Genomic DNA, 23,266 nt, shown 5'->3' with positions numbered 1-23,266 from the left:
CCGACGGCGATCGCGCCCTCCGGACGCAGAAACGGGCGCCGAAGCGCCCGTCTCGATCATGTCAACCTGAAAAGGAAGTTTGTCGCAGATGGTCAGCTGCGCTCGTCGACCGGGACGTAGTCGCGAAGCGGCGCGCCGGTGTAGAGCTGGCGCGGACGGCCGATGCGCTGATGCGGATCCTCGATCATCTCCTTCCACTGCGCGATCCAGCCGACGGTCCGCGCGACGGCGAACAGCACGGTGAACATGGCGGTCGGGAAGCCGAGCGCCTTCAGCGTGATGCCGGAATAGAAGTCGACGTTCGGATAGAGCTTCTTCTCGATGAAGTACTCGTCGTTGAGCGCGATGTGCTCGAGCTCCATCGCGACCTCGAGCAGCGGATCATCCTTGATGCCGAGCTCGTCGAGGACCTCGTGGCAGGTCTTCTGCATGATCTTGGCGCGCGGGTCGTAGTTCTTGTAGACCCGGTGGCCGAAGCCCATGAGGCGGAACGGATCGTTCTTGTCCTTGGCGCGCGCGATGAACTCCGGGATGCGGTCCTTCGAGCCGATCTCGGTCAGCATGTTCAGCGCCGCCTCGTTGGCGCCGCCATGCGCCGGGCCCCACAGGCAGGCGATGCCGGCCGCCACGCAGGCGAAGGGATTGGCGCCGGACGAGCCGGCGAGCCGCACCGTCGAGGTCGAGGCGTTCTGCTCGTGATCGGCGTGGAGAATGAAGATCCGGTCCATCGCCCGGGCGAGCACCGGGTCGATCCGGTAGGGCTCGCACGGAACGGCGAAGCACATATGAAGGAAGTTTTCCGCATAGGAGAGATCGTTGCGCGGATAAACGAAAGGCTGGCCGATGTGGTACTTGTAGGCCATCGCCGCGATGGTCGGCATCTTGGCGACCATACGCAGGCTCGCCACCATGCGCTGATGCGGATCGGCGATGTCGGTCGAGTCGTGGTAGAAAGCCGATAGTGCGCCGACCGAGCCGACCATGACGGCCATCGGATGGGCGTCGCGGCGGAAGCCCGTGTAGAAGCGGCTCATCTGCTCGTGGACCATCGTGTGCCGCGTCACGCGGTAGACGAAGTCTTCCTTCTCGCGGGCCGTCGGAAGCTCGCCATAGAGGAGGAGATAGCAGGTCTCGAGATAGTCGCCGCGCTCGGCGAGCTGGTCGATCGGATAGCCGCGATGGAGCAGCATGCCCTCGTCGCCGTCGATATAGGTGATCTTGGATTCGCAGGACGCCGTCGAGGAAAATCCGGGATCATAGGTGAACACGCCGGACTGCTTGTAGAGCGACGTGACGTCGACGACGTCCGGTCCGATTGTGCCGCTGCGCAGTGCGAGATCGGCGTTCGTCGATCCCAGTGTAAATTTCGCCGACTGGTCTGTCATGCGGTTTCCTTTCGATCATTGCCACCGGAAAGGACGAACCTTTCGCAGCGCACACGTTTCGACCAACCTCTGCCTACTCCAAAGGCTGGGGCTCCACAAGTTTCCCCAAGCCTAACCGGTTGCGCTGCAACAGATCGAGCCCGAATCACGCCGCCTGCTCGCGAAGCCGCGCGAGCGCCTCATCGCGCCCGAGAACCTCCAGAACGTCGAAGACGCCGGGAGATGTGGTGCGTCCCGTCAGCGCGGCACGCAGCGGCTGCGCCACCTTTCCGAGCTTCAGGCCCGCCTGTTCCGCATGGGCGCGCACGATGCCCTCGAGCTCCGCCGCGGACCAGCTGGAAACCGCCTCGAATTGCGGCACCAGCGCCCCGACGATCGCGCGTCCGCCATCGGCGAGGATCTGCTCCGCCTTCTCCTCCAGCGGCAGCGGCCGGTCGGCGAACAGATATCGGCAACTGTCCGTCAACTCGACCAAAGTCTTGGCGCGCTCTTTCAAGCCGGGCATCGCCGCCGTGAGCTTTTCACGCAGGAGATCGTCCGGGCGCGTCTTCAGGATGTCGCCATTCGGCAGGACGTCGCGCTCGCTCATCAGCATCTCGACCAGGTCCGCATCCTTGCTCGCGCGGATCCAGTGTCCGTTGAGCGCCTCCAGCTTGGCGAAGTCGAAGCGCGCCGCTCCCTTGTTGATGCCGTCGAAGTCGAACCACCGGATCAGGTCCTCGGTCGACATGATCTCGTCGTCGCCATGGCTCCAGCCGAGCTTGACGAGGTAGTTCCTGAGCGCGACCGGAAGGTAGCCCATGCCGCGATAGGCCTCGATGCCGAGCGCGCCGTGGCGCTTCGACAGCTTGGCGCCGTCCGGTCCATGAATCAGCGAGATATGCGCCATCACCGGCACGTCCCAGCCCATCGCCTGATAGATCAGCGTCTGGCGCCCAGCATTGGTGAGGTGGTCGTCGCCGCGGATGATGTGGGTGACGCCCATGTCGTGGTCGTCGACAACCACGGCCAGCATGTAGGTCGGATTGCCATCGGAGCGCAGCAGCACGAAATCGTCGAGATCCTTGTTGGCAAAGCGGACGTCGCCCTGGACCTGGTCGCGGACGATCGTTTCGCCCTCGAGCGGCGCGCGCAGGCGGATGACCGGCTCGACGCCCTCCGGCGCCTCGGACGGGTCGCGGTCGCGCCACAGCCGGGTCGCGACGCTCGGTGGCTGCCGCTCCTCGCGAGCGCGTTCGCGCAGCGCCTCGAGTTCGGCCTGGCTGGTGTAGCAGCGATAGGCCATTCCCCTGGCGAGAAGCTCCTCGGCGACCTCGCGGTGGCGCGCGGCGCGCTCGAACTGCGAGACCGGCGGCTCATCCGCGGCAAGGCCCATCCAGTCGAGCCCGTCGATGATCGCCTTCACCGCCGGCTCGGTGGAGCGCTGGCGGTCGGTGTCCTCGATCCGCAGCAGCATCTTGCCGCCCTTGGCTCTGGCGTAGAGCCAGTTGAAAAGCGCCGTACGGGCCCCGCCGATGTGCAGAAAGCCGGTCGGCGAGGGGGCAAAGCGGGTCACGACGGTGTCCGTCATGGAGGCTCCGTTCGTTAGAATCGGGTGCTGCGGCCCGGCGCTCTCACCGGACATCGCATTTGCGTGGCGGCTGTGTAGCATAGGGTGGCCGAGAGACAAGCAACGGACACTTTCCGCGTGGACCCGACCCACGATCCGGACGGCAAGACCCAAAGCGCCGACGCGCGGCGCTTCGACCTCGGCCGGCTGTTCGCCGCGGGACCGTTGCGTCGTCTGGCAGACCGGCGTCTCCTCGGTGAGACGGCGGCGATCTGGCTGTCCCGGCAGGTGGCCATCGAGACCGGTGCGCGCTCGGCCTTCCACCTGATGCCGGTCGGCCTGATCCTCGGCATCGTTGCGGTCCACGGTCTTGGCTGGCGGCCGATCGTCGCCGTCGCCGGAACGAGCGCGGCAGCCTTGCTCCTTGCCGCATGGCGTCTGTCAGATCGACCGACCGGCCGCAATCTGGCGCTTCTTGGTGGCTTCGTCTTCCTCGGAGCGGCGCTCTCGCTCGCCGAGATCGCAACCACGCGGACGACGGTCATCTCCGGCACGGCGACGACCCGGATTGCGGGACGCGTGGTCGAACGCTCGATCGACGATCGCGGCCGCTATCGCTACCTCGTCGACATCGCGGCGACGGCCCGGCCGCTGCTGTCCCGGCCTCCGGAGCGGGCACGCATCCTCGTCAACAGCCGGCACGAGCCATTTGAGCCGGGCGAGGCCTTCTACGGCCTCGTACGCCTCGGCCCGCCATCCGGGCCGGCCTATCCGGGCGGCTACGACTTTGCCTTCTCGCCGTTTTTCGACGGGCTCGGCGCCTACGGCTTCTCGCTCGGCGCCCCGACGAGAGCGCCGCCCGAAGGCCTCGAAATGCCACAGCCCGATCAAGGGCCGGGAACGATCACGGTGTTCCTGGCGCAGCTGCGCGAAGCGATGACCGACCGCATCCGCGCGGTGATCCCGGGGCCGGAAGGGGCGGTCGCCGCGGCGCTGATCACAGGCGAGCGGCAGGGCATCCCCGAGGAGGTGGAGACATGGTTCCGCTCGACGGGCATCGCCCATGTCCTGTCGATCTCCGGCCTGCATCTTGCCATCGTCGCCGGCGCGGTCATGGTCCTGGTGCGCTCGCTCCTGGCGCTGTCTCCCGCGATCGCGCTGCGCTCGCAGGCCAAGAAATGGGCCGCGGGATGCGCGCTCGCCATCGCGGCCCTCTATCTCGGCCTGTCCGGCGCCAATGTCGCAACGCAGCGCGCCTTCGTCATGCTGGCGATCATGCTCGCCGCGGTGATCTTCGACCGGCCCGCGCTCACCATCCGCAACGTCTCGATTGCCGCGACCCTCATCATCCTGACAGCGCCGCACGTCGTCATGACGGCAAGCTTCCAGATGAGCTTTGCCGCCACCGCAGCCCTCGTCGGCGCTTATCGGGCCCTGTCGGAGGCCGGGCGCCAAAGGCGAGAGCGGCGGGACCGGCGCTGGGCGAAGCGCGGCCCGTGGGTCCACGCGCTTCTCGCTGTCGGCGGCATCCTCATGACGTCGCTCGTCGCCGGCGCCGCGACCGCGCCGTTCTCCGCATACCATTTCCACCAGGTCGCGGCCTTCGGCCTGATCGCCAACCTTTTGACCATGCCGCTGTTCAGCTTCGTCATCATGCCGCTCGCCCTGATCGGCTCGCTCCTGATGCCGTTCGGTCTCGACGCCTTGTGCCTGCAACCCATGGGCATCGCGCTCGGAATCGTCCTCGACATCACAGAATGGCTCGCCGGCATCGTTCCGGACCAGAAGATCGGGCTCGTCACCGGCATCGGCCTGGCGCTTCTTGCGGCGGCGATCCTGGCCGTGACGCTGCTTGCGAGCTGGCTTCGCCTTACGGCGCTTCCGCTGGCCGCTGCCGGGCTGTTCCTCGCGCCCAACCGGACCCCGCCGCCCGACCTACTCATCTTCGAGAGCGGCAAGGAAGTCGCGACGATCGAGGCCGACGGCACCATCGCCTTTCTGCGCAAGCGCCCGAACGACTTCGTCGCCGAGCAATGGGAACGCGCCTATGCCGCATCGTCCGACCCGCCACCTCAGTCCGGCCGGATCCGGATCGCGCCCGCCTGCGACGCGCATCTCTGCAGCTTCACGACGCCTGCCGGCCTCAAGGTGGTCTGGACCGACGACTATCGTCAGACCGGCTATGCCTGCGACCACGCCGACGTCGCCATCGTCGCGCGCGCGATTCGCCTTGCCGCATGCCGCTCCGGTGCGAAGCTCGTCACGCTCCGGACTCTGCGCGTCAGCGGATCGCTTGCCATCCGGCGCGACCCGGCGACCGGGCGGCCCGCCGTCACTTACGCGATTGCAGAGCCGCCGGCGCCCTGGAACCGGCATCGTCTCGCGCCTTGGCCGGAATCTTGGCGCAAGCCCAAACCCGGAGCCCAGTCTCAGGCCACCGACAGCGCCGCTCCGGCCGGTGCGGCTACGGCTGTCCCGACAAGCCCACGCGGCCGCGCACCGCACGCGGGACCTGCTCGTTCGGACCAGCCAGCCGCTCGGCCCGGGAGCGGATCGACGCCGGAAGCGGAAGCCGGCGAGGATCAGTAGCGGCGGATGAGCCCGACCAGCTTGCCCTGCACCTTGACCCGGTCCGCCCCGAAGATGCGCGTCTCGTAGGCGGGATTGGCCGCTTCCAGCGCAATCGTGTCGCCCCGCCGCCGAAACCGCTTCAAGGTCGCCTCCTCGTCGTCGACGAGGGCGACCACGATCTCGCCCGGCGAGGCAGTGTCGCCCCGGCGGATCACCACGGTGTCGCCGTCGAGGATTCCGGCTTCGATCATAGAATCGCCCTTGACGTCGAGCGCATAGTGCTCGCCGCCGGCAATCATGTCCGGTGGCACGGCGATCGAATGGGTGTTGTGCTGGATCGCGGAGATCGGAACGCCGGCAGCGATCCGGCCCATAACGGGGATGGACACCGCGCTCTCGGCCGCGCTTCGACCGACGCCGACGCCGACGCCGACGCCGGGGGATCGAGGGGCGAGCGAAGGCTTCGCGGCCGCGCCGCGGCTACCGTCGATCACGCTCGGGGTGAAGCCTGGCCGACCACCACCTGCCGAAGTGGCCTCTGGCCGGCCGGCGCGCATGGATTCGGGAAGCTTCAGCACTTCCAGCGCCCGAGCCCGGTTGGGAAGACGGCGAATGAAGCCGCGCTCTTCCAGCGCAGTGATCAGCCTGTGGATGCCGGACTTCGATCTGAGGTCCAGCGCATCCTTCATCTCGTCGAAGGACGGCGGCACCCCCGTTTCCCTCAGCCGTTCGTTGATGAACAGCAGAAGGTCGTGCTGCTTCTTGGTCAGCATGGGGCGACTCCTCAAAACAAAACCTGAACAAAGCTATCTGTTCTAGTTGTGTTCTGCAAGTCCCTTTCGCCGGAAATGCTCAGTCGAGGTCGACGAAGCGGCAGGGGGCGCCGGGGTCCGCCGGCCCGGCATGGGGCGGGCGGTAGAGGAGGACGTTTGCCGCTGCATAGATCGACAGGAGCGAGGAGTCCTGGCGCGGCAGCGGCTCGACGAGGTGGCGGCCGTCCTCATCGACGGTAAGGCGCGAACGCACGAAATCGGCGCGCAGACCGTTGGCGGGCATGGCGGCGGCCAGAACGCCCGATCGCATCAGCGGCCGGTCCGGCAGTCCCGCGAGGCGGCGCACCAGCGGTCCGAGGAACAGCGTCGCGGCGACCATGGAGGAGGCGGGATTGCCGGGCAGGCCGACGATCCGCATCTCGCCGAGGCGGCCGGCCATCAGCGGCTTGCCCGGGCGCATCGCCACCTTCCAGAAGTCGAGGGCGACACCGCGGGAGGCGAAGACCTTGCCGACGAGATCGTGGTCGCCGACGGACGCGCCGCCGATTGTCACGAAGACGTCCGCCGTGTCGGCGACTGCCGCGTCGAGATGTTCGCCGATCTGGACCTCGTCGTCGGGCGCGATGCCGCAGTCGAGCACCTCGCCGCCCGCCGCCTCGACGAGCGCCGCGATCCCGAAGGTGTTCGACGCGACGATCTGCGAGGGGCCGACCGCTTCGCCCGGCAGCACCAGCTCGTCGCCGGTCGACAGGATCGCGACCCTCGGCCGGGCAACGACCGGCAGGGCGGGATGACCGCCGCTGGCCGCCAGCGCGAGGCCGCCGGGGCTGAGACGCGAGCCGGCCGGGACAAGCAGGGCGCCCTCGGAAAAGTCGACGCCGGCCGGGCGGATGTGCTGTCCTTGCCGGACCGTCTCGGTCGGACGGACCGTGTCGTCGGATAGCCTCTCGGCGTCCTCCTGGATGAGGATCGCGTCGGCTCCCTCCGGCACGGGCGCGCCGGTGAAGATCCGCACGGTCTCGCCAGGCCCTATCGAGCCGCCGAAGGCCCGTCCGGCGGCGGATTCGCCGATCACACGAAGCGGCTGGAACGGCGCGGCGGTGTCCGCCGCGCGGACGGCGTAGCCGTCCATCGCCGAGGCGTCGAAGCCCGGCTGGGTTCGGGTGGCGCGGACATCTTCGGCAAGAATGCGGCCGGCGGCGAGGCGCAGCGGCAGGCGCTCGCGGCGGGCGAGTGGGTTCGCCGAGACGATGATGCGGCGAAACGCCTCTTCGACCGGAAGCAGGCTCATCGCGCTTCGGCGGTGAAGTCGCCTGACCGCCCCCCGGATTTTGCGAGCAGTCGGACACCGGTGATTTCCATCGTGCGGTCGACGGCCTTGGCCATGTCGTAGACGGTGAGGCAGGCGACGGTGACGGCGGTCAGCGCTTCCATCTCGACGCCGGTACGGCCGGTGAGACGCGCCGTCGCTGTCACCCGGAGCCCCGGAAGGGCCGGATCGAACGCGATGTCGACGCCGATCTTCGACAGGATCAGCGGGTGGCAGAGCGGGATCAACTCGTGCGTCCGCTTCGCGGCCATGATGCCGGCGATCCGCGCGACGCCGACGACGTCGCCCTTCTTCGCCTCGCCGGCGCGGATCAGTTCGAGTGTCTCCGGCTGCATGACGACGAGGCCTTCGGCCTCTGCGACCCGAACCGTCTCGGCCTTGTCGCCGACATCGACCATCGCCGCCGATCCGGCCGCGTCGAGATGGGTGAGCCGCGCTTCGTCGCTCATGATGCCGCCTTGATCTCCGCCGGCCGGCCGAGGAGCGTTCGCGTTGCGGCGGCGACATCCGGCTGGCGCATCAGGCTCTCTCCAACGAGGAATGTCCGGATCCCATGGCCGGCGAGGCGGCGGCAGTCGTCATTGGTGAAGATGCCGCTCTCGCCGACGACGATGCGGCCCTCCGGCACGAGGCGCGCCAGCCGTTCCGACGTCTCGAGGCTGGTCTCGAAGGTTCGGAGGTTGCGGTTGTTGATGCCAATCAGCGGAGAGTTCAGGCGCAGGGCCCGTTCGCATTCGGCCTCGTCATGGACCTCGATCAGGACGTCGAGCTCATAAGTTTCCGCCGCGGCTTCGAGCTCGGCGGCGAGCGCGTCGTCCACCGCCGCCATGATGATCAGGATCGCGTCCGCCTGCCAGGCACGCGCTTCGGCGACCTGATAGGGATCGAAGAGAAAGTCCTTGCGCAGGGCGGGCAGCGAAGTGGCATTGCGCGCGGCGGTGAGGAAGCCCGGCTCGCCCTGGAAGGACGGCGCATCGGTGAGCACGCTGAGGCAGGTCGCGCCACCGGCCTCGTAGGCACGGGCCAGAGCGGGCGGGTCGAAGTCTTCGCGGATAAGGCCCTTCGAAGGGCTCGCCTTCTTCACCTCGGCGATCAGCGCGAGGTCTCCCCCTGCCACCGTTCGCCTTATGGCGGCGGCAAAGCCGCGGGGCGCAGGAATTCGGGACATTTCCGCCTCGAGCCGCGCCAGCGGCATCTTCGCCTTGGCCGCCGCGATCTCGTCCAGCTTGTAGGCCTTGATCCGTTCGAGAATGTCGCTCATCGGCGCGCTCCGGAGATACGCTGGGTCACGGCGGCGAGCCGCTCCAGCGCGGCGCGTGCGCGCCCCGTGTCGATCGCCTCGGCGGCCTTTGCGACACCGGCCGAAAGATCGGGCACAGCGCCCGCCATGACCAGGGCGCCGGCCGCATTGAGAAGCACGATGTCGCGATAGGCGCCGGCTGCCCCGTCCAGCACCGCACGCAGGGCGACCGCGTTCTTCGTGGCGTCACCGCCCTTGACGTCGGAAAGCTCCCAGCGCCTCAGCCCGACATCTTCAGGCTCGATGGTGAAGCGGCGGATCTCTCCGTCCTTCAATTCGGCGACCTCGGTCGTCCCTGTCACCGTCATCTCGTCCAGCCCGTCGCCATGGACGATCCAGGCGGCGTCGGTTCCGAGCGCCCGTAGCGCGTCTGCCAGCGGCGTCAGCCATTCGGGCGAGAACACGCCGACGAGAAGCCGCCGGACGCTGGCCGGATTGGACAGGGGGCCGAGCAGGTTGAAGATCGTGCGCGTGCCGAGCTCGACCCGGCTCGGCCCGACGAAGCGCATCGCCGCGTGATGGCTTGGCGCGAACATGAAGCCGAGGCCAGCCTCGGCGATCGCCTCGGAGATCTCCGCGGGAGAAAGCTCGACATCGACGCCGAGGGCCGTGAGGACGTCCGCAGCCCCGGATTTCGAGGAGAGGGCGCGGTTGCCGTGTTTGGCGACGGTCACGCCGCAACCGGCAAGCACGAAGGCCGAGCAGGTGGAGACGTTCACCGTGCCGGCATGGTCGCCGCCGGTGCCGACGATGTCGATCGCATCCGCCGGCGCCGTCACGCGCAGCATGTTCGCCCGCATCACCGAAACCGCGCCAGCGATCTCGTCGACGGTCTCGCCGCGCACCCTCAACGCCATCAGGAAGCCGCCGATCTGCGAGGGCGTTGCCTCGCCGGACATCATCGCCGCGAAGGCCGACTCGGCTTCGGAACGGGTCAGGCCTTCGCCATTCGCGACCTTGGCGAGGAGAGGCTTCAGCGACGCGCTCATCGCACCATGGCCTTGGCCTGGTCGATGGCGGCCGGATTGACGCTGACCGGATACTGGTTCTGGAGAAGCGTCACGTAGGACTGCACCAAGTCGTTCTCGAGCATAGCGCTCATCTGCTGGCGTTCCTGCGTCCCGACATTCGACTGCGGATCGGCCGGCGGCGACACTTCCGCCACCTTCAGGATCAGCCGGCTGTCGGAGTTGCTCGCCGGCGTCGCGGCGACCGTCCCGCGAGGTCCGGAAAAGGCGGCGGCGATGCCCGACTGGCCGAGCTCGGAAAGGCCGGACTGGCGGGTGACGGAGGCTGCTGTCTTGGGCTCGCCCCCCACTTCCCTCGCGGCATCGGCAATGCTCTTGCCCTTCTCCACCTCGGCCTTCAACGCCTCGGCCTTCTTCTGGAGTGCATCCCGGGTCTGCTCTTCCTTCCAGTCGGCGACCACCTTGTCCTTCACCTCGTCGAGCGTGCGGGCGTGCGCCGGATCGACGCTGACGACGTCGTAGAAGACATAGCCGTTCGAGCCCTGATTCACCGGGACGTTGTCGAAGCCGGGCTCGGTCTGGAATGCCTGCTCGAGAAGGTCCTTGCCCGCCGGCAGGTCGACCGGCTTGCCGTCCGGTCCGTTGCCCTGGCTATCGACGGCGGCGACGGTCTTGACCGGGATCGCGGCATTCTTGGCGGATTCCATGAAGGTCGCTCCGCCCGCCCGCGCGTCCTCGAAGGTGTCATAGGCGGTATTTACCGCGTCGGCGGCATTGGCGAGGGCGAGCTGCTTGCGGATGTCGTCGGAGACCTCGGGCAGCGGCTTCACCCCGGCCGGCTCGATCTCGGTGACGTGAAGGATAGCCGGACCGAAGGCGCCCTGCACGACGTCGGAGATGCCGTCCTTTTCCAGCGAGAACGCCGCCTCGGCGAGCTTGTCGTCCGGGATCTGGGTCCTAGACAGAAGGCCGAGTTCGGTATCGGCGAGGCTCTTGCCGTTGTCCTTGGCCACCTGTTCGAAGCTTTCGCCGGCATCGAGCTTGGCCTTCGCCGCCTGAGCCGCATCGGTGTCCGAAAAGACGATCTGCTGCACGCGCCGGCGCTCCGGTGTCGTGTACAGGTCCTTATGCGCCTCGTAGTCGGCCGCGATCTGGTCCTCGCTGATCGTGGAGGGATCGCTGATCGCCTGCGGGCTCAGATCGGCATAGGCGATCGAGCGGTATTCGGGCGCGGCGTAATTGTCCTTATGGGCGTCGAAATAGGTCTGCAGCGCCTTCTCGTCCGGATCGGCGACGGGGGGAAGCGCGGCCGCCGTCAGCGTGAAATAGTCGATCGTGCGGCGCTCGCCATTGTAGAGGCCGAGAGCGGTTTCGAAGGTCTTCGGCGCGTCGGCGCCGGTCGAGACCGCCTCGAGCAGCTGGGTCCGCCGGGCCGACTGCGCCTGGCTGGTGATGTACTGCTCCTCGCTGATCCGGGCGTTGGCCAGAATGTTGCGGAAGGCGGTGCGCGAGAACGTGCCGTTGGAATCGTGGAAGGTCGGGTCGCTGGCGATCTGCTTGGCGAGCTCGTCCTCGGACATGCCGAGGCCGATCCGGCGCGCCTGCTCGTCGAGCACGGCGCCCGCCATCAGCTGGCTGAGAACGCTCTGGTCGAGGCCGAACATCTGCGCTTCCTGGGCGCTGGGGCGGCGCCCGATCTGCTGGGCGATCCGCGCTTCGGCCCGGCTGTAGGCGAGCGCATAGTCCTGCGGCGTGACGGCGGTCTCGCCGGCCGACAGCACCGCGCCGACCGAGCCGCCATTGATCGCGCCGCCAATGCCCCAGACGACGAAGCTGAGGACCAGGAGGGACATCAGGATCTTCGCGGTCCAGCCGGTCACGCTTCGGCGCAGCATGTCGAGCATCGTCATCTCCCGTCGGCGCGGCCGGGCCCAGCCCGCGGTCCGCGATCGTCTTTCCTATCCGGCCTTATTAGGAAACAGCGGCCTTGGGGCGCAAGCAGAAGCGACAATTGATTTCCGGCAAGGTGGCTGGCAATGCTCCCCCGATGAGCGAGCAAGGATGACGGGAACCGGGAGGCGGTGGCCCGTCTGAGGAGGAGACAGCGGATGAAGCGACGGCCCCTGATCGCCGGGAACTGGAAAATGAATGGCCTCCTGCGCCAGCTGACGGAGCTGCAGATGATCGCCGAGGCGGCCGGGGAGATCGGGGAGGGCCGCGATCTCCTGATCTGTCCCCCAGCGACCATCCTGTCGGCCAGCCGCGGCATTCTCGGCCAGAAGGTCGCGATCGGCGGCCAGGACTGCCACGCGGCGCCGAGCGGCGCCCATACCGGTGATCTGTCCGCGGAAATGCTCGCCGATGTCGGTGCACGCTACGTGATCGTGGGGCATTCCGAGCGCCGTGCCGACCATGACGAGGACGATGCCGCGGTCAGAGCCAAGGCAGAGGCGGCCTGGCGCGCCGGTCTCGTCGCAATTGTCTGCATCGGCGAGAGCGAGGCACAGCGCGAGGCAGGCGAGACGCTCGACGTCCTCGGCGCACAGGTCGCCGGATCGGTTCCCGATGGCGCGACGGGCGCAAATCTCGTCCTCGCCTACGAGCCGGTCTGGGCGATCGGGACGGGGCGCACGGCCGCGGTCGAGGACATTGCCGATGCGCATGGTTTCCTGCGCAGGACGCTGGTGGAACGACTCGGCGAGGAGAGGGGCGCCGCAGTGCGCATTCTCTATGGCGGCTCGGTCAAGCCGGGCAACGCGGCCGAGCTGTTGGCGATCGACGATGTCGACGGCGCGCTGGTCGGCGGAGCCAGCTTGAAGGCCGACGATTTCATCGCGATATGCCGGGCAACACCCGTCGGCTGAGTGGGCGGCGGCGCCGACTTTGGAGAAATCCGGTTGGAAAGCCGGGCAAGCTCCGATAGAAGGCGCGGAAATTCCCAAAGACGCGTAACGAAAGTTCGATGGAAACCATTCTCATCATCATCCACTTGATGATCGTCATTGCGCTCGTCATAGTGGTGCTCCTGCAGCGGTCCGAAGGCGGGGCGCTCGGCATCGGCGGCGGTGGCGGCGGTCTGATGTCGGCGCGCGGCGCGGCCAACGCGCTGACCCGTACGACGGCGATCCTTGCGGCGGCCTTTTTCGTGACGTCGCTCTCCCTCGGCATTCTCGCGCGTTACGGGGCCCAGCCGACGGATATCCTCGACCGGCTCCAGCCGAACCAGTCGGGAACGGGCGAGGGGAGCGGCAGCCTGCTCGACCAGCTTGGCGGCCTGCCGGACAGCAGCACTTCCTCGCCGGCCCCGGTCGCAGGACAGGCACAGCCGGCGCCGGTCGCCGCGCCCGCTGCCCCGGCAGATGACCTCGGTGTTCCCAACGGCAATGCGGCTCCCGCCTCGGCTCCGGCGACCGCGCCCGCCGCTGCTTCGGGTGCCGCGGCGACGACCGGCAGCGAAAGTTCGACGCCGGCCAGTGGCGCTGCGACGGACGGCACCACGCCGGTCGCGCCGGCCGAAGGCGCCGGCACGCAAGCAGAGCCGGCCGAAACGGCCCCCGCGGCTTCTTCGTCTTCGACCTCGGAGGCTCCGACCGCCACGGGATCGTCCGACGAGCCGGCCGCACCCGCCGAACAGTCCGGGTCGTCGACACCGGCAGCCTCGGCTCCGGTGACGAGCGAGCCTGTCTCGCCCGCCGGCGACTCGTCGTCTGGCGGGGCCACCGCGCCGGCCTCCTCGAGTCCGGCCGAGACCACATCGAGCCCGGCCGAGACCTCGCAGCCGGATACGTCCAGCGATGCAGGAGCGGACGCGGCAGGCTCGGAAACCACGACCCCGTCTGCTTCTCCGTCGGATAACACGTCATTGTCCGTGCCGCCGGTCGAGTCTTCGGGCGCGAGCGGGGCCACGGACGCGCAGGCCGCCGGCCAATAGCGGATCGCCGGAGAGCGGCACAGCTTCGTCGGGGCGCCCTGGGCGCCCCGATTGTTTTCGCGGCCAGCAAATGTGACTGGCAGAATCGATGCTTCGGCGTTATCGGGAAGGCCCATGGCGCGATATATCTTCATTACCGGCGGCGTGGTTTCTTCCCTCGGGAAGGGCGTCGCCTCCTCGGCGCTCGGCGCTCTCCTTCAGGCGCGGGGCTACCGCGTTCGGCTCAGGAAGCTCGATCCCTATCTGAACGTCGACCCCGGCACGATGAGCCCGACCCAGCACGGCGAGGTCTTCGTCACCGACGACGGCGCCGAGACGGATCTGGATCTCGGCCATTACGAGCGCTTCACCGGGCGCTCGGCGAACAAGATGGACAACATCACCACCGGGCGGATCTACCAGCAGATCATCGCCAAGGAACGGCGCGGGGACTATCTCGGCGCCACCGTCCAGGTGATTCCCCACGTCACCGACGCGATCAAGGAATTCGTTCTCGACGGCAACGAGGACTACGACTTCGTCCTCTGCGAGATCGGCGGCACGGTCGGCGACATCGAGGGTCTGCCCTTCTTCGAGGCGATCCGGCAGCTCGGCAACGATCTGCCGCGGGGCGGGGCGATCTACGTCCATCTGACGCTGATGCCGTACATTCCGACGGCGGGCGAGCTGAAGACCAAGCCGACCCAGCATTCGGTGCGGGAACTCAGGGCCATCGGCATTCAGCCGGACATCCTGCTCGTGCGCGCCGATAGGCCGATCCCGGCCGAAGAACGGCGCAAGCTCTCGCTCTTCTGCAACGTCCGCGAGACCGCGGTCATCCAGGCGCTGGACGTTGCGACGATCTACGACGTGCCGATCGCCTATCACCACGAAGGGCTCGACACGGAAGTTCTCGCCGCCTTCGGCATCGATCCGGCGCCAAAGCCGCAATTGCAGCGCTGGCACCAGGTGGTGGACGGCATCCGCAATCCCGAGGGCGAGGTCACCATCGCCATCGTCGGCAAATATACGGGATTGAAGGACGCCTATAAGTCCCTGATCGAAGCACTCTATCACGGCGGCATCGCCAACCGTGTCCGGGTGCGGCTCGACTGGATCGAGTCGGAGGTCTTCGAGGCCGAGGATCCCGCACCCTATCTGGAGCGCGTCAACGGCATCCTCGTGCCCGGCGGCTTCGGCGAGCGGGGCGCGGAGGGCAAGATCTTCGCCGCGCGGTTCGCCCGGGAGCGCAACGTGCCGTATTTCGGCATCTGCTTCGGCATGCAGATGGCGGTGATCGAGGCGGCCCGGTCTCTCGCGGGCATCGCGGCGGCCGGATCGACCGAGTTCGGCGCGACGCCGGAGCCGGTGGTCGGGCTGATGACCGAATGGCTGAAGGGCAACGAGCTGGAAAAGCGCGCCTCCGAGGGCGATCTCGGCGGCACCATGCGGCTCGGCGCCTACAAGGCGCAGCTTCGTGAAGGCTCCAAGATCGCCGGCATCTACGGCGCAACGGAAATCGAGGAGCGCCATCGCCACCGCTACGAGGTCAATCGCGACTATCGCGCGGCGCTGGAGAAGGCGGGCATGGACTTCGCCGGCATGTCGCCGGACGGTCTCCTGCCCGAGACGGTGGAACTTGCCGAGCATCCGTGGTTCATCGGCGTCCAGTATCACCCCGAACTGAAGTCCCGGCCCTTCGATCCGCATCCGCTGTTTGCAAGCTTCGTCGCGGCGGCGGTGGAGCAGTCGCGGCTGGTCTAGGAGCGCTCAGGCAGCACGGAGGAGCCCATGCGCTCGATCGATCATCTGGTGATGCCGTTCGAGACGCTCGCCGCCGCACGCGGCTGGTTCGAGCGTCTCGGCTTCCTCGTCGCGCCTGACGCCGTCCACCCATTCGGAACGGGCAATGCCTGCATCTTCTTCGCCGACGGACGGTATCTGGAGCCGCTCGCGGTCGCCGAGCCTGCCGTCTATGAGCAATCGCGAGATGACGGGCATCTCTTTGTCGAGCGCGACGCGATGGCGCGCCATGCCGACGCACCGCCGGCGATTTCCGGGCTCGCATTCCGCTCCATGGACGCGTGGGCGGACCGGGAGCAGCTCCTTACCGCCGGGTTCGGCGAAGAGGGGCTCGTGGAGTTTTCGCGCGCCATGCGCCTGCCGGATGGCGGTGCGACAGACCTCGCCTTTCGCCTCGCCTTCGCAGCGGTCTTTTCCGCCGGCGCGCCCAGCTTCTTCTACGTCGAGGCGCGGCATCGGGTAACGCCCGACCGCTCGATGCTCACCCGGCATCCGAACGGAGCCCGCGGCATTGTCGGCGTTACGCTGGCAACGCGCGAGCCGCAGGTCTATCGCAGCTATCTCGCAGCCGTCACCGGCGCAGAGGTCCGGGACGGGGGCGGAGGCACGCTGTCGGTCTCCCTCGAAAACGGCCGGCTGGACGTCATCTCCGGCGATGTCGACACGCTGGCGGTGGCCAGTGCGACCATCGCGGTCGCCGACCTCGCTTTCGCCCGGGAGTTCTGGCAGAGCCGGGAGATCGACTGCGCCGACGAAGACGACGCCGTCTCGATCGCCTGTCCGAACGGCACCGGCCGCATCCGCTTCATCGAGGACCGCTCATGACCGCCACAACCGTCTCCGCCAAGTCCGCCTCGTTCTCCAACGCAGCGCCCTTCGCGCTGATCGCCGGGCCGTGCCAGATGGAGAGCCGCGACCATGCGATGATGATCGCGGAGAAGATGAAGCGGATCACGTCCGATCTCGGCATCCCCTACGTCTTCAAGGCGAGCTTCGACAAGGCCAACCGCACGAGTCTTTCGGGCAAGCGCGGCATCGGCCTTTCCGGTGCGCTTCCGGTCTTCCAGGAAATCGCCGAGACGTTCGACCTGCCGGTGCTGACCGACATCCACACGGAAGAGCAGGCCCGCGAGGTCGGCGCCGTCTGCGACATCCTGCAGATCCCGGCCTTCCTCTGCCGCCAGACCGATCTTCTGATCGCCGCCGCGAAGACCGGCCGGGTGATCAACATCAAGAAGGGCCAGTTCCTCGCGCCCTGGGACATGAAGAACGTCGCCGCGAAGGTGACGGAGAACGGCAACCCCAGCGTCCTCCTCACCGAGCGCGGCGTCTCCTTCGGCTACAACACGCTGGTCTCGGATTTCCGCGCGCTGCCGATCATGGCAGAGACCGGCCTGCCGGTGGTCTTCGACGCGACGCATTCGGTGCAGCAACCGGGCGGGCAGGGCGGCTCCTCGGGCGGCGAGCGCCGTTTCGTCGAGACGCTGGCGCGTGCGGCGGTCGCCGTCGGTGTCGCAGGCCTCTTCGTCGAGACCCACGAGGACCCGGACAACGCGCCCTCCGACGGGCCGAACATGGTGCCACTCGACAAGATGCCGGAGATGCTGAAGCGGCTGCAGGCGCTGGATGCGCTGACGAAGGACGTCGGCTGAGACAGCCTCAGGCGAGGCCGGCCTTCTTGAGCGCCTGTCTGGCGGCCTCCGGGGAACGATCTCCCGCGGCATAGGCGTGATCGAAGGCTTCGACCTTTTCCTGGTCGTAGTCATGGCCTGCGCGCCACTGCATCTGTCTGTTCGCGTCCTGGCCGGTCAGCCGGCCGATGATGACGCCGTCGACACGTACGATCGTGTCGGGCGCATCGTCTTCGAAGGTTACGTCGGCCATGTTCTGCCTCCCGAATCTCTGGCTTCGTTGCCCATGAAATTCGTCGCCATAGCCAGCGGTTCCCACATCGCTCTTGCGAGAAAGTGCGCCGGCGGCCGATCGCCCTCCAGAAAGCGCCGGTCTGCGCTATTCAGCCCTGCCCAGTTGGACTAGAACGCGGCCGAACCAGACCTGTTCGGCACGACAAGGAGTGGGCCCGTGACCGCCATCATCGACATCATCGGACGCGAGATCCTGGACAGCCGGGGCAACCCGACGGTCGAGGTCGACGTCATCCTGGAAGACGGCTCGATGGGCCGCGCGGCGGTGCCGTCGGGCGCCTCGACCGGCGCGCATGAGGCGGTGGAGCTGCGCGACGGCGGCTCGCGCTACATGGGCAAGGGCGTCGAGAAGGCCGTCGGCTTCGTCAATGGCGAGATCCTCGAGGCGATCGGCGGCTATGAGGCCGAGGACCAGATCCGGATCGACTCTTCGCTCAGGGCGCTCGACGGCACCAAGAACAAGTCCCGGCTCGGCGCCAACGCCATTCTCGGCGTCTCGCTCGCCGTTGCGAAGGCCGCCGCGGATGCCGCCGGCCTGCCGCTCTACCGCTATGTCGGCGGCGCCTCGGCCCATGTCCTGCCCGTGCCGATGATGAACATCATCAATGGCGGCGCCCATGCCGACAACCCGATCGACTTCCAGGAATTCATGATCATGCCGGTCGGCGCGGACCGGTTTTCGGAGGCGCTGCGCTGGGGGTCGGAGACCTTCCACACGCTGAAGAAGATGCTGAAGGACGCCGGGCACAACACCAATGTCGGCGACGAGGGCGGCTTTGCCCCCAATCTCGGCTCGGCGAAGGAAGCGCTCGATTTCGTCGTCAAGGCGATCGAGAAGGCCGGCTACAAGCCGGGCGAGGACATCTTCATCGCGCTCGACCCCGCCTCGACCGAGTTCTTCAAGGACGGTGTCTACGATCTCGAAGGCGAGGGGCGGAAGCTCTCGCCCACCGACATGGCCGCCTATTACGGCGAACTCGCCTCGGCCTATCCGATCATCTCGATCGAGGACGGCATGGCCGAGGACGACTGGGACGGCTGGAAGTCGCTGACCGACCAGATCGGGACCAAGGTCCAGCTCGTCGGCGACGATCTCTTCGTCACCAATTCGGAACGCCTGCGCCAGGGCATTTCGAAGGGCGTCGCCAACTCGATCCTGATCAAGGTCAACCAGATCGGCTCGCTGTCCGAGACGCTCGACGCCGTCAGCGTCGCCCATCGCGCCGGTTACACGGCGGTGATGTCGCACCGCTCGGGCGAGACCGAGGATTCCACCATTGCCGATCTCGCGGTCGCCACCAATTGCGGGCAGATCAAGACCGGCTCTCTCGCCCGCTCCGACCGGCTCGCCAAGTACAACCAGCTCCTCCGCATCGAGGAAGAACTCGGCGACCAGGCTGTCTATGCCGGACGTTCGATCCTCAGGGGCTGAGGCGGACGGAGCCCGTCGGTGAAAGACGCGGCGCTATGGCCCGAAGGGTCGTCATCCCGGGCTAGACCCGGGATGCATTCCAGAGCGGCAAAAGCCGAATGCGGTGACGCGTTGCCGCCCCGTCGAACTTTCTGGATCGAGGCGGTCCGTTCGACGCCTAGGAATTGATCCCGGCCCCCGGGGCCGGGATCATGACGACGTTTGAACGGCGTCGGCCACCCGCCTGAGATTGCTCCGGCCCCTTCGCCTCTCCCTCCCTAATTGCCTTTCGGATCGAGCTCCGGCGCGACCTGGCCGTAGCTGATCAGCGCGAACAGCGCCGAGCCGCCGAGGATGTTGCCGACGAGCGCCGGCAGGTAGAAGCCCCAGATCGCATGATGGGGCATGAGTTCCCCCGCGAACATCAGCGTCATCGCTTCGACCGATCCCGCCACCACGTGGGACAGGTGGAACAGCGCGATGAGGAAGGTCAGGAGCGCGATGACGAAGAAGCCGGCGTTCTGGGCGGACGGCAGCACCCAGACGACGGTGGCGATCAGCCAGCCGGCGACGATGCCGCGAAGGAGCGTCGACAATGGCCCGCCTTCCATGGCGTCGCGCGAGATGGCGAGGGCGGCCGCGGTGATCTCCGGCGTGTTCAGGACGTCGAAGGCGATGCCGGCGCCGTAGACCGCCGTTCCCACCATGTTGGCGGCGAAGACGACCGCCCAGAGCCGGATCAGGGCCTTCACGCCAATCCATCGGGGCCGCGCGAGGACCGGCAGCGTCGCAGTCAGGGTGATTTCCGTGAACAGCTGCTGACGGCCGAGAATGACGATGAGGAAGCCGACGGAATAGCCCCAGCACTCGATCAGCGGCCGCCAGGGCGTGTCGGGCAGATAGGCCCGCAGCACCGCCTGGGTGAACACCGAGAAGCCGATCGACAGGCCGGCGGCAAGGCCCGACCACCACAGGCTCGACGTCGGCCGGGTGAGTTCGTCCTCGCCCTCCTGGCGGACGAGCTCATAGATCGCGAGCGGGCGGAGGCTGAGCCGCCGCTCGATCTCGCGCAGCTCCGTCTGGGTGAGCGTCGAGCCTTCTTCCTCGATCCGCTTCTCTGTGACGTCGTTGGAGTGCCGCCTGCCGGCATTGCCGCTGTGCTTTTCCTTGGTCGTTGTCTGCGTATCCATGCGGGTCCTGAAGTCGAAGGGAGAGGTGGTCGGAGCGCTAGCCGTCAAGCTCCATCGACGCCGGAAGCTAGTGCTTCCGGAGCGCGTGTTGAGGATACGCCCCGTAAACTGTCGGTGTACGCCGCCCCGCGCTCGCCTTCCGATGGATCCGCCCTCGGCGCGACCAGGTCAGGCTGGAGCGTCAGCGCCGCTCGCCTTGCTCTCGCCCTTGGCCGCGTGGCGCTGCTCGTTGTGGCTGAACATCCAGTCGCGCCAGGACAGCTTTTGTCCGTAGCGCTCGAACAGCTTGGCGTCCTCGTGTTCGGCGAATTGCGCATAGTTGAGGATGGCGACGAAGGTCACGCCGCCGATCGTGTTGCCGAGAAGAACCGGCAGGACGAAGTTCGGCAGCAGCGGCCAGAAGCTGACGTCCTCCGCCCGGAAGGCCAGGAAGAACACCTCGACCGAAGAGGTGATCACATGGAAGAAACCGCCGACGCCGACGAAATACATCAGCATCCAGACGAACAGGATCTTCGACACGGTGTCGCGGCCGCCATGCACGAGCCAGACCATGGCCGCGACGATCCAGCCGGCGATGATCGCCTTGGAGAAGAGCGACCACCAGCCGGTCTCATAGGCGTGTCGGCTGATCTCCAGCGCCATTTTCAGGCGCTCCGGATTGAGCACGTCGAAATAGCCGAGCAGCGCCGCGACGCCGGTCGCCCCGATCATATTGGCGATCAGCACCACGAGCCAGAGGCGCAGGAGGTTGCGCAGGCTGGCGAGCTTGACGAGGACCAGGACGACGGGCGTCAGCGTGTTCTCGGTGAACAGCTGATAGCGCCCGAGCACGATGATCAGGAAGCCGACGGGATAGAGGATATTGCCGAGAAGGCCGGGCTCCGTCTCATGCGCCGCATCAGTGAAGACGACGCGGGCGAGGAAGGTCAGGCCGATGGCTCCGCCGGCGCCGAGACCGCTCCAGAACAGGTATTTGTTGCTGGCGTCGAGTTCGTCATCCGCGGTGGACAGGACCCGCGCAAAGATCTCCTCGAAGGCGAAGAAGTCGGAAATCGTCTCGCCTTCGGAAGGCGCGTTCGCGAGGGAGGTCTCGGGGTCGGTCTGCCGCTTCTCCTCGGCATCTCGTTCCTTTTGCGGCTTGCCGCCGTCCCCGTCTGCAGCACTTCGAGCGTCCATCGGTTTCTCCCCGACGGACCAGACCTTGCGTCATGCGCAGCCGTCGAAGCGGGAAAGAGTAGGGCGCGACCGTCAACTGGAATAGACAGTGGGCAACCGGAATAAACAGGGGCCGACGCTCTGCGACATTCTATCATGCATCAAGGCGCGCGCGCTTGGTTTACGCGGCCTTAAGCCACCGCTGGCAAAGTGTGGGCTCGGAGGCTCTCATGCGCACGATCCAGAAGCGACAGACACATCTCGGCCGGCTCATCGTTCCGGCGATCACGGCCAGCTTCCTCGCCTATTTCGCGGTCCATGCGCAGAGCGGCCAGTATGGGCTGCAGGCCAAGGCGAAGCTCGCGCGGGAGCTTGCCGAGCGTTCCGCGGAGTTTGCCGAACTCACGCGTCGGCGCGAGCATCTGGAAAAGCGCGTACAGCTTCTGCACGACGGCACGCTGGAGCGCGACATGATCGACGAACAGGCGCGTAGCGCGCTGAACCTCGTCACAGAAGACGAGATCGTGATTCTCCGCTGATATCAGCCGGGCTCTCGCAGTCATCGCAAGAACGTCATTTTGCTGCACTCTCGCTTTTGCGCTGCAAAACCCGCAGGGGCCCCGCACCGGAGCGCTCGCGTTTTTGTAGCTTCCGTATTGCCTTGATCGCATCGCAAGTGAATGTTGCACCGCAACAATTCGTCATCAACCGACATCTGGTTAATTGACGATCGGGATGTTGGTATAACCGAAATCAGGTTAAAGAAGCCGGGTTCGCTTGATGCTGCTCCCACTGGTCTTATACTGCCGCCCATCTACGTGTAGCCGTAAGACGACGGGTCAAGATCAGGAGGCAGCATGGCGGCCAGGCAGAAGAAGGCGCCCGCGACGCGGGGCGCAGGTCGATCGTCCGGCGCCAAGGCGGCGCCGGCGGTGAAGGATTCGTCCACGCAAATCGTCGAGACGCTGGAGCATTTCGATCCGCCCGCGCCGGCCGATCTCGGCAAGGATGAAGAGGTGCGCGCCTATCGCGACATGCTCCTCATCCGCCGCTTCGAAGAGAAGGCGGGACAGCTCTACGGCATGGGCTTCATCGGCGGCTTCTGCCATCTCTACATCGGCCAGGAAGCGGTCGTCGTCGGCATGCAGATGGCGATGAAGGAGGGCGACGAGGTCGTCACCGGCTATCGCGATCACGGCCATATGCTCGCCACCGGCATGGAAGCGCGCGGCGTCATGGCCGAGCTGACCGGCCGCCGCTCCGGCTATTCCAAGGGCAAGGGCGGCTCGATGCACATGTTCTCGAAGGAGAAGAACTTCTTCGGCGGCCATGGCATCGTCGGCGCGCAGGTGCCGATCGGGACCGGTCTCGCCTTCGCCAACCGCTACAAGCGCAACGACGCGATCTCGATCACCTATTTCGGCGACGGCGCGGCCAATCAGGGCCAGGTCTACGAGAGCTTCAACATGGCCTCGCTGTGGAAGCTGCCGGTGGTCTACGTCATCGAGAACAACCGCTACGCCATGGGCACCTCGGTCAACCGCGCCTCGGCGGAGACGAACTTCGCCCATCGCGGAATTTCCTTCAAGATTCCGGGCATCCAGGTCGACGGCATGGATGTCAGGGCGGTGAAGGCGGCCGGCGACCTCGCCGCCGAGCATTGCCGCAAGGGAGACGGGCCGATCATCCTGGAGATGATGACCTATCGCTATCGCGGCCACTCCATGTCCGATCCGGCGAAGTACCGGACCCGCGACGAGGTGCAGAAGATGCGCTCGGAGTCGGACCCGATCGAGCAGGTCAAGCGCCGTCTCCTCGAGAAGCACGGCATGTCGGAAGACGACGTCAAGGCTCTCGACAAGGAAGTGCGCGAGATCGTCGCCGACGCGGCGGACTTCGCGCAGAACGATCCCGAGCCGGACGTGTCCGAGCTTTGGACGGATATCTATGCGGACGACATTCCGCAGGCGGCCGAGTAAGGGTGGGGCGAAAC

The 23,266-nt window shown here is 67.0% G+C and carries 19 protein-coding genes and 1 pseudogene; 9 read left to right on the top strand and 11 right to left on the bottom strand.

Going from position 1 to position 23,266, the window contains the following annotated elements; genetic code table 11:
- Nucleotides 1-92 precede the first annotated feature (92 nt).
- Complete coding sequence (gene gltA, locus LH400_RS14125; protein WP_229153373.1) at nucleotides 93-1,385, bottom strand: citrate synthase; 1,293 nt, start codon at nucleotides 1,383-1,385, stop codon at nucleotides 93-95.
- Between the two features lie 145 nt (nucleotides 1,386-1,530).
- Complete coding sequence (gene gltX, locus LH400_RS14120; protein ID WP_229153372.1) at nucleotides 1,531-2,955, bottom strand: glutamate--tRNA ligase; 1,425 nt, start codon at nucleotides 2,953-2,955, stop codon at nucleotides 1,531-1,533.
- Between the two features lie 117 nt (nucleotides 2,956-3,072).
- On the opposite strand from gltX, the gene LH400_RS14115 reads away from it, so the two are divergent.
- Nucleotides 3,073-5,523, top strand: coding sequence for a ComEC/Rec2 family competence protein (locus tag LH400_RS14115; protein WP_229153371.1), 2,451 nt, complete (start codon nucleotides 3,073-3,075; stop codon nucleotides 5,521-5,523).
- Here LH400_RS14115 and lexA read toward each other — a convergent pair.
- From lexA to LH400_RS14085, 6 genes are all read right to left on the bottom strand, one after another.
- Complete coding sequence (lexA, locus tag LH400_RS14110) at nucleotides 5,517-6,278, bottom strand: transcriptional repressor LexA (protein ID WP_229153370.1); 762 nt, start codon at nucleotides 6,276-6,278, stop codon at nucleotides 5,517-5,519. The genes LH400_RS14115 and lexA overlap by 7 nt on opposite strands.
- Nucleotides 6,279-6,357: 79 nt before the next feature.
- Nucleotides 6,358-7,569, bottom strand: a complete 1,212-nt coding sequence (locus tag LH400_RS14105; RefSeq protein ID WP_229153369.1) for a molybdopterin molybdotransferase MoeA — start codon at nucleotides 7,567-7,569, stop codon at nucleotides 6,358-6,360.
- A complete protein-coding gene (moaC, locus tag LH400_RS14100; RefSeq protein WP_229153368.1) occupies nucleotides 7,566-8,057 on the bottom strand; it encodes a cyclic pyranopterin monophosphate synthase MoaC in 492 nt (163 codons plus the stop codon). The genes LH400_RS14105 and moaC overlap by 4 nt, the downstream gene beginning before the upstream one ends.
- Nucleotides 8,054-8,869: an indole-3-glycerol phosphate synthase TrpC gene (gene trpC / locus LH400_RS14095; RefSeq protein WP_229153367.1), complete on the bottom strand. Its 816-nt coding sequence runs from the start codon at nucleotides 8,867-8,869 to the stop codon at nucleotides 8,054-8,056. Before trpC ends, moaC begins: the two co-directional genes overlap by 4 nt.
- The gene (gene trpD, locus LH400_RS14090; RefSeq protein ID WP_229153366.1) at nucleotides 8,866-9,897 is read right to left on the bottom strand and encodes an anthranilate phosphoribosyltransferase; all 1,032 of its coding nucleotides are present in this window, start codon (nucleotides 9,895-9,897) and stop codon (nucleotides 8,866-8,868) included. The genes trpC and trpD overlap by 4 nt, the downstream gene beginning before the upstream one ends.
- The gene (locus tag LH400_RS14085; RefSeq protein ID WP_229153365.1) at nucleotides 9,894-11,780 is read right to left on the bottom strand and encodes a peptidyl-prolyl cis-trans isomerase; all 1,887 of its coding nucleotides are present in this window, start codon (nucleotides 11,778-11,780) and stop codon (nucleotides 9,894-9,896) included. The genes trpD and LH400_RS14085 overlap by 4 nt, the downstream gene beginning before the upstream one ends.
- Nucleotides 11,781-11,984: 204 nt before the next feature.
- On the opposite strand from LH400_RS14085, the gene tpiA reads away from it, so the two are divergent.
- The 5 genes and pseudogenes from tpiA (at nucleotide 11,985) to kdsA (ending at nucleotide 17,241) form a co-directional block, all read left to right on the top strand.
- Nucleotides 11,985-12,740 (top strand): triose-phosphate isomerase, encoded by a 756-nt coding sequence (gene tpiA / locus LH400_RS14080; RefSeq protein ID WP_229153364.1) that lies wholly within the window; start codon nucleotides 11,985-11,987, stop codon nucleotides 12,738-12,740.
- A 98-nt stretch (nucleotides 12,741-12,838) separates the two neighbouring features.
- Nucleotides 12,839-13,387, top strand: a pseudogene (gene secG / locus LH400_RS14075) (preprotein translocase subunit SecG); the annotation flags it as partial.
- Between the two features lie 534 nt (nucleotides 13,388-13,921).
- Nucleotides 13,922-15,550, top strand: a complete 1,629-nt coding sequence (gene pyrG / locus LH400_RS14070; protein ID WP_229153363.1) for a CTP synthase — start codon at nucleotides 13,922-13,924, stop codon at nucleotides 15,548-15,550.
- Between the two features lie 27 nt (nucleotides 15,551-15,577).
- A complete protein-coding gene (locus tag LH400_RS14065; protein ID WP_229153362.1) occupies nucleotides 15,578-16,414 on the top strand; it encodes a VOC family protein in 837 nt (278 codons plus the stop codon).
- Nucleotides 16,411-17,241, top strand: a complete 831-nt coding sequence (gene kdsA / locus LH400_RS14060) for a 3-deoxy-8-phosphooctulonate synthase (protein ID WP_229153361.1) — start codon at nucleotides 16,411-16,413, stop codon at nucleotides 17,239-17,241. The genes LH400_RS14065 and kdsA overlap by 4 nt, the downstream gene beginning before the upstream one ends.
- A gap of 7 nt (nucleotides 17,242-17,248) precedes the next feature.
- Here kdsA and LH400_RS14055 read toward each other — a convergent pair whose 3' ends face one another.
- Nucleotides 17,249-17,473 (bottom strand): hypothetical protein, encoded by a 225-nt coding sequence (locus LH400_RS14055; RefSeq protein WP_229153360.1) that lies wholly within the window; start codon nucleotides 17,471-17,473, stop codon nucleotides 17,249-17,251.
- A 198-nt stretch (nucleotides 17,474-17,671) separates the two neighbouring features.
- Here LH400_RS14055 and eno point away from each other — a divergent pair, with 198 nt between their 5' ends.
- Nucleotides 17,672-18,946, top strand: coding sequence for a phosphopyruvate hydratase (gene eno / locus LH400_RS14050; RefSeq protein WP_229153359.1), 1,275 nt, complete (start codon nucleotides 17,672-17,674; stop codon nucleotides 18,944-18,946).
- A gap of 257 nt (nucleotides 18,947-19,203) precedes the next feature.
- Here the strand turns inward: eno and LH400_RS14045 are convergent, their stop codons facing one another.
- Nucleotides 19,204-20,115 (bottom strand): formate/nitrite transporter family protein, encoded by a 912-nt coding sequence (locus LH400_RS14045; RefSeq protein WP_229153358.1) that lies wholly within the window; start codon nucleotides 20,113-20,115, stop codon nucleotides 19,204-19,206.
- A gap of 168 nt (nucleotides 20,116-20,283) precedes the next feature.
- A complete protein-coding gene (locus tag LH400_RS14040) occupies nucleotides 20,284-21,294 on the bottom strand; it encodes a formate/nitrite transporter family protein (protein WP_229153357.1) in 1,011 nt (336 codons plus the stop codon).
- Between the two features lie 209 nt (nucleotides 21,295-21,503).
- Here LH400_RS14040 and LH400_RS14035 point away from each other — a divergent pair, with 209 nt between their 5' ends.
- Both LH400_RS14035 and pdhA read left to right on the top strand, forming a co-directional pair.
- Nucleotides 21,504-21,812, top strand: coding sequence for an FtsB family cell division protein (locus tag LH400_RS14035; RefSeq protein WP_229153356.1), 309 nt, complete (start codon nucleotides 21,504-21,506; stop codon nucleotides 21,810-21,812).
- Nucleotides 21,813-22,130: 318 nt separating this feature from the next.
- Nucleotides 22,131-23,252 carry a pyruvate dehydrogenase (acetyl-transferring) E1 component subunit alpha gene (gene pdhA, locus LH400_RS14030; protein ID WP_229153355.1) on the top strand — a complete coding sequence of 374 codons (1,122 nt, stop codon included), beginning with the start codon at nucleotides 22,131-22,133 and terminating at the stop codon, nucleotides 23,250-23,252.
- The last annotated feature ends 14 nt before the right edge of the window (nucleotides 23,253-23,266 follow it).

The organism is Jiella soli (assembly GCF_020615385.1).
Taxonomy (GTDB): domain Bacteria; phylum Pseudomonadota; class Alphaproteobacteria; order Rhizobiales; family Rhizobiaceae; genus VKMB-3413.
Note: the sequence above shows the minus strand (reverse complement) of the source record. Positions and strands in the feature narration are given on the sequence as shown.

Excerpts from the sequence above, each read along its gene's own strand:
- gltX (WP_229153372.1), bottom strand. The coding sequence starts at position 2,955 with ATGACGGACACCGTCGTGACCCGCTTTGCCCCCTCGCCGACCGGCTTT.
- trpC (WP_229153367.1), bottom strand. The coding sequence starts at position 8,869 with ATGAGCGACATTCTCGAACGGATCAAGGCCTACAAGCTGGACGAGATC.
- kdsA (WP_229153361.1), top strand. The coding sequence starts at position 16,411 with ATGACCGCCACAACCGTCTCCGCCAAGTCCGCCTCGTTCTCCAACGCA.
- LH400_RS14065 (WP_229153362.1), top strand. The coding sequence starts at position 15,578 with ATGCGCTCGATCGATCATCTGGTGATGCCGTTCGAGACGCTCGCCGCC.
- tpiA (WP_229153364.1), top strand. The coding sequence starts at position 11,985 with ATGAAGCGACGGCCCCTGATCGCCGGGAACTGGAAAATGAATGGCCTC.
- LH400_RS14085 (WP_229153365.1), bottom strand. The coding sequence starts at position 11,780 with ATGCTCGACATGCTGCGCCGAAGCGTGACCGGCTGGACCGCGAAGATC.
- trpD (WP_229153366.1), bottom strand. The coding sequence starts at position 9,897 with ATGAGCGCGTCGCTGAAGCCTCTCCTCGCCAAGGTCGCGAATGGCGAA.
- LH400_RS14045 (WP_229153358.1), bottom strand. The coding sequence starts at position 20,115 with ATGGATACGCAGACAACGACCAAGGAAAAGCACAGCGGCAATGCCGGC.
- pdhA (WP_229153355.1), top strand. The coding sequence starts at position 22,131 with ATGGCGGCCAGGCAGAAGAAGGCGCCCGCGACGCGGGGCGCAGGTCGA.
- LH400_RS14040 (WP_229153357.1), bottom strand. The coding sequence starts at position 21,294 with ATGGACGCTCGAAGTGCTGCAGACGGGGACGGCGGCAAGCCGCAAAAG.
- gltA (WP_229153373.1), bottom strand. The coding sequence starts at position 1,385 with ATGACAGACCAGTCGGCGAAATTTACACTGGGATCGACGAACGCCGAT.
- lexA (WP_229153370.1), bottom strand. The coding sequence starts at position 6,278 with ATGCTGACCAAGAAGCAGCACGACCTTCTGCTGTTCATCAACGAACGG.
- moaC (WP_229153368.1), bottom strand. The coding sequence starts at position 8,057 with ATGAGCGACGAAGCGCGGCTCACCCATCTCGACGCGGCCGGATCGGCG.
- LH400_RS14035 (WP_229153356.1), top strand. The coding sequence starts at position 21,504 with ATGCGCACGATCCAGAAGCGACAGACACATCTCGGCCGGCTCATCGTT.
- LH400_RS14055 (WP_229153360.1), bottom strand. The coding sequence starts at position 17,473 with ATGGCCGACGTAACCTTCGAAGACGATGCGCCCGACACGATCGTACGT.
- pyrG (WP_229153363.1), top strand. The coding sequence starts at position 13,922 with ATGGCGCGATATATCTTCATTACCGGCGGCGTGGTTTCTTCCCTCGGG.
- LH400_RS14105 (WP_229153369.1), bottom strand. The coding sequence starts at position 7,569 with ATGAGCCTGCTTCCGGTCGAAGAGGCGTTTCGCCGCATCATCGTCTCG.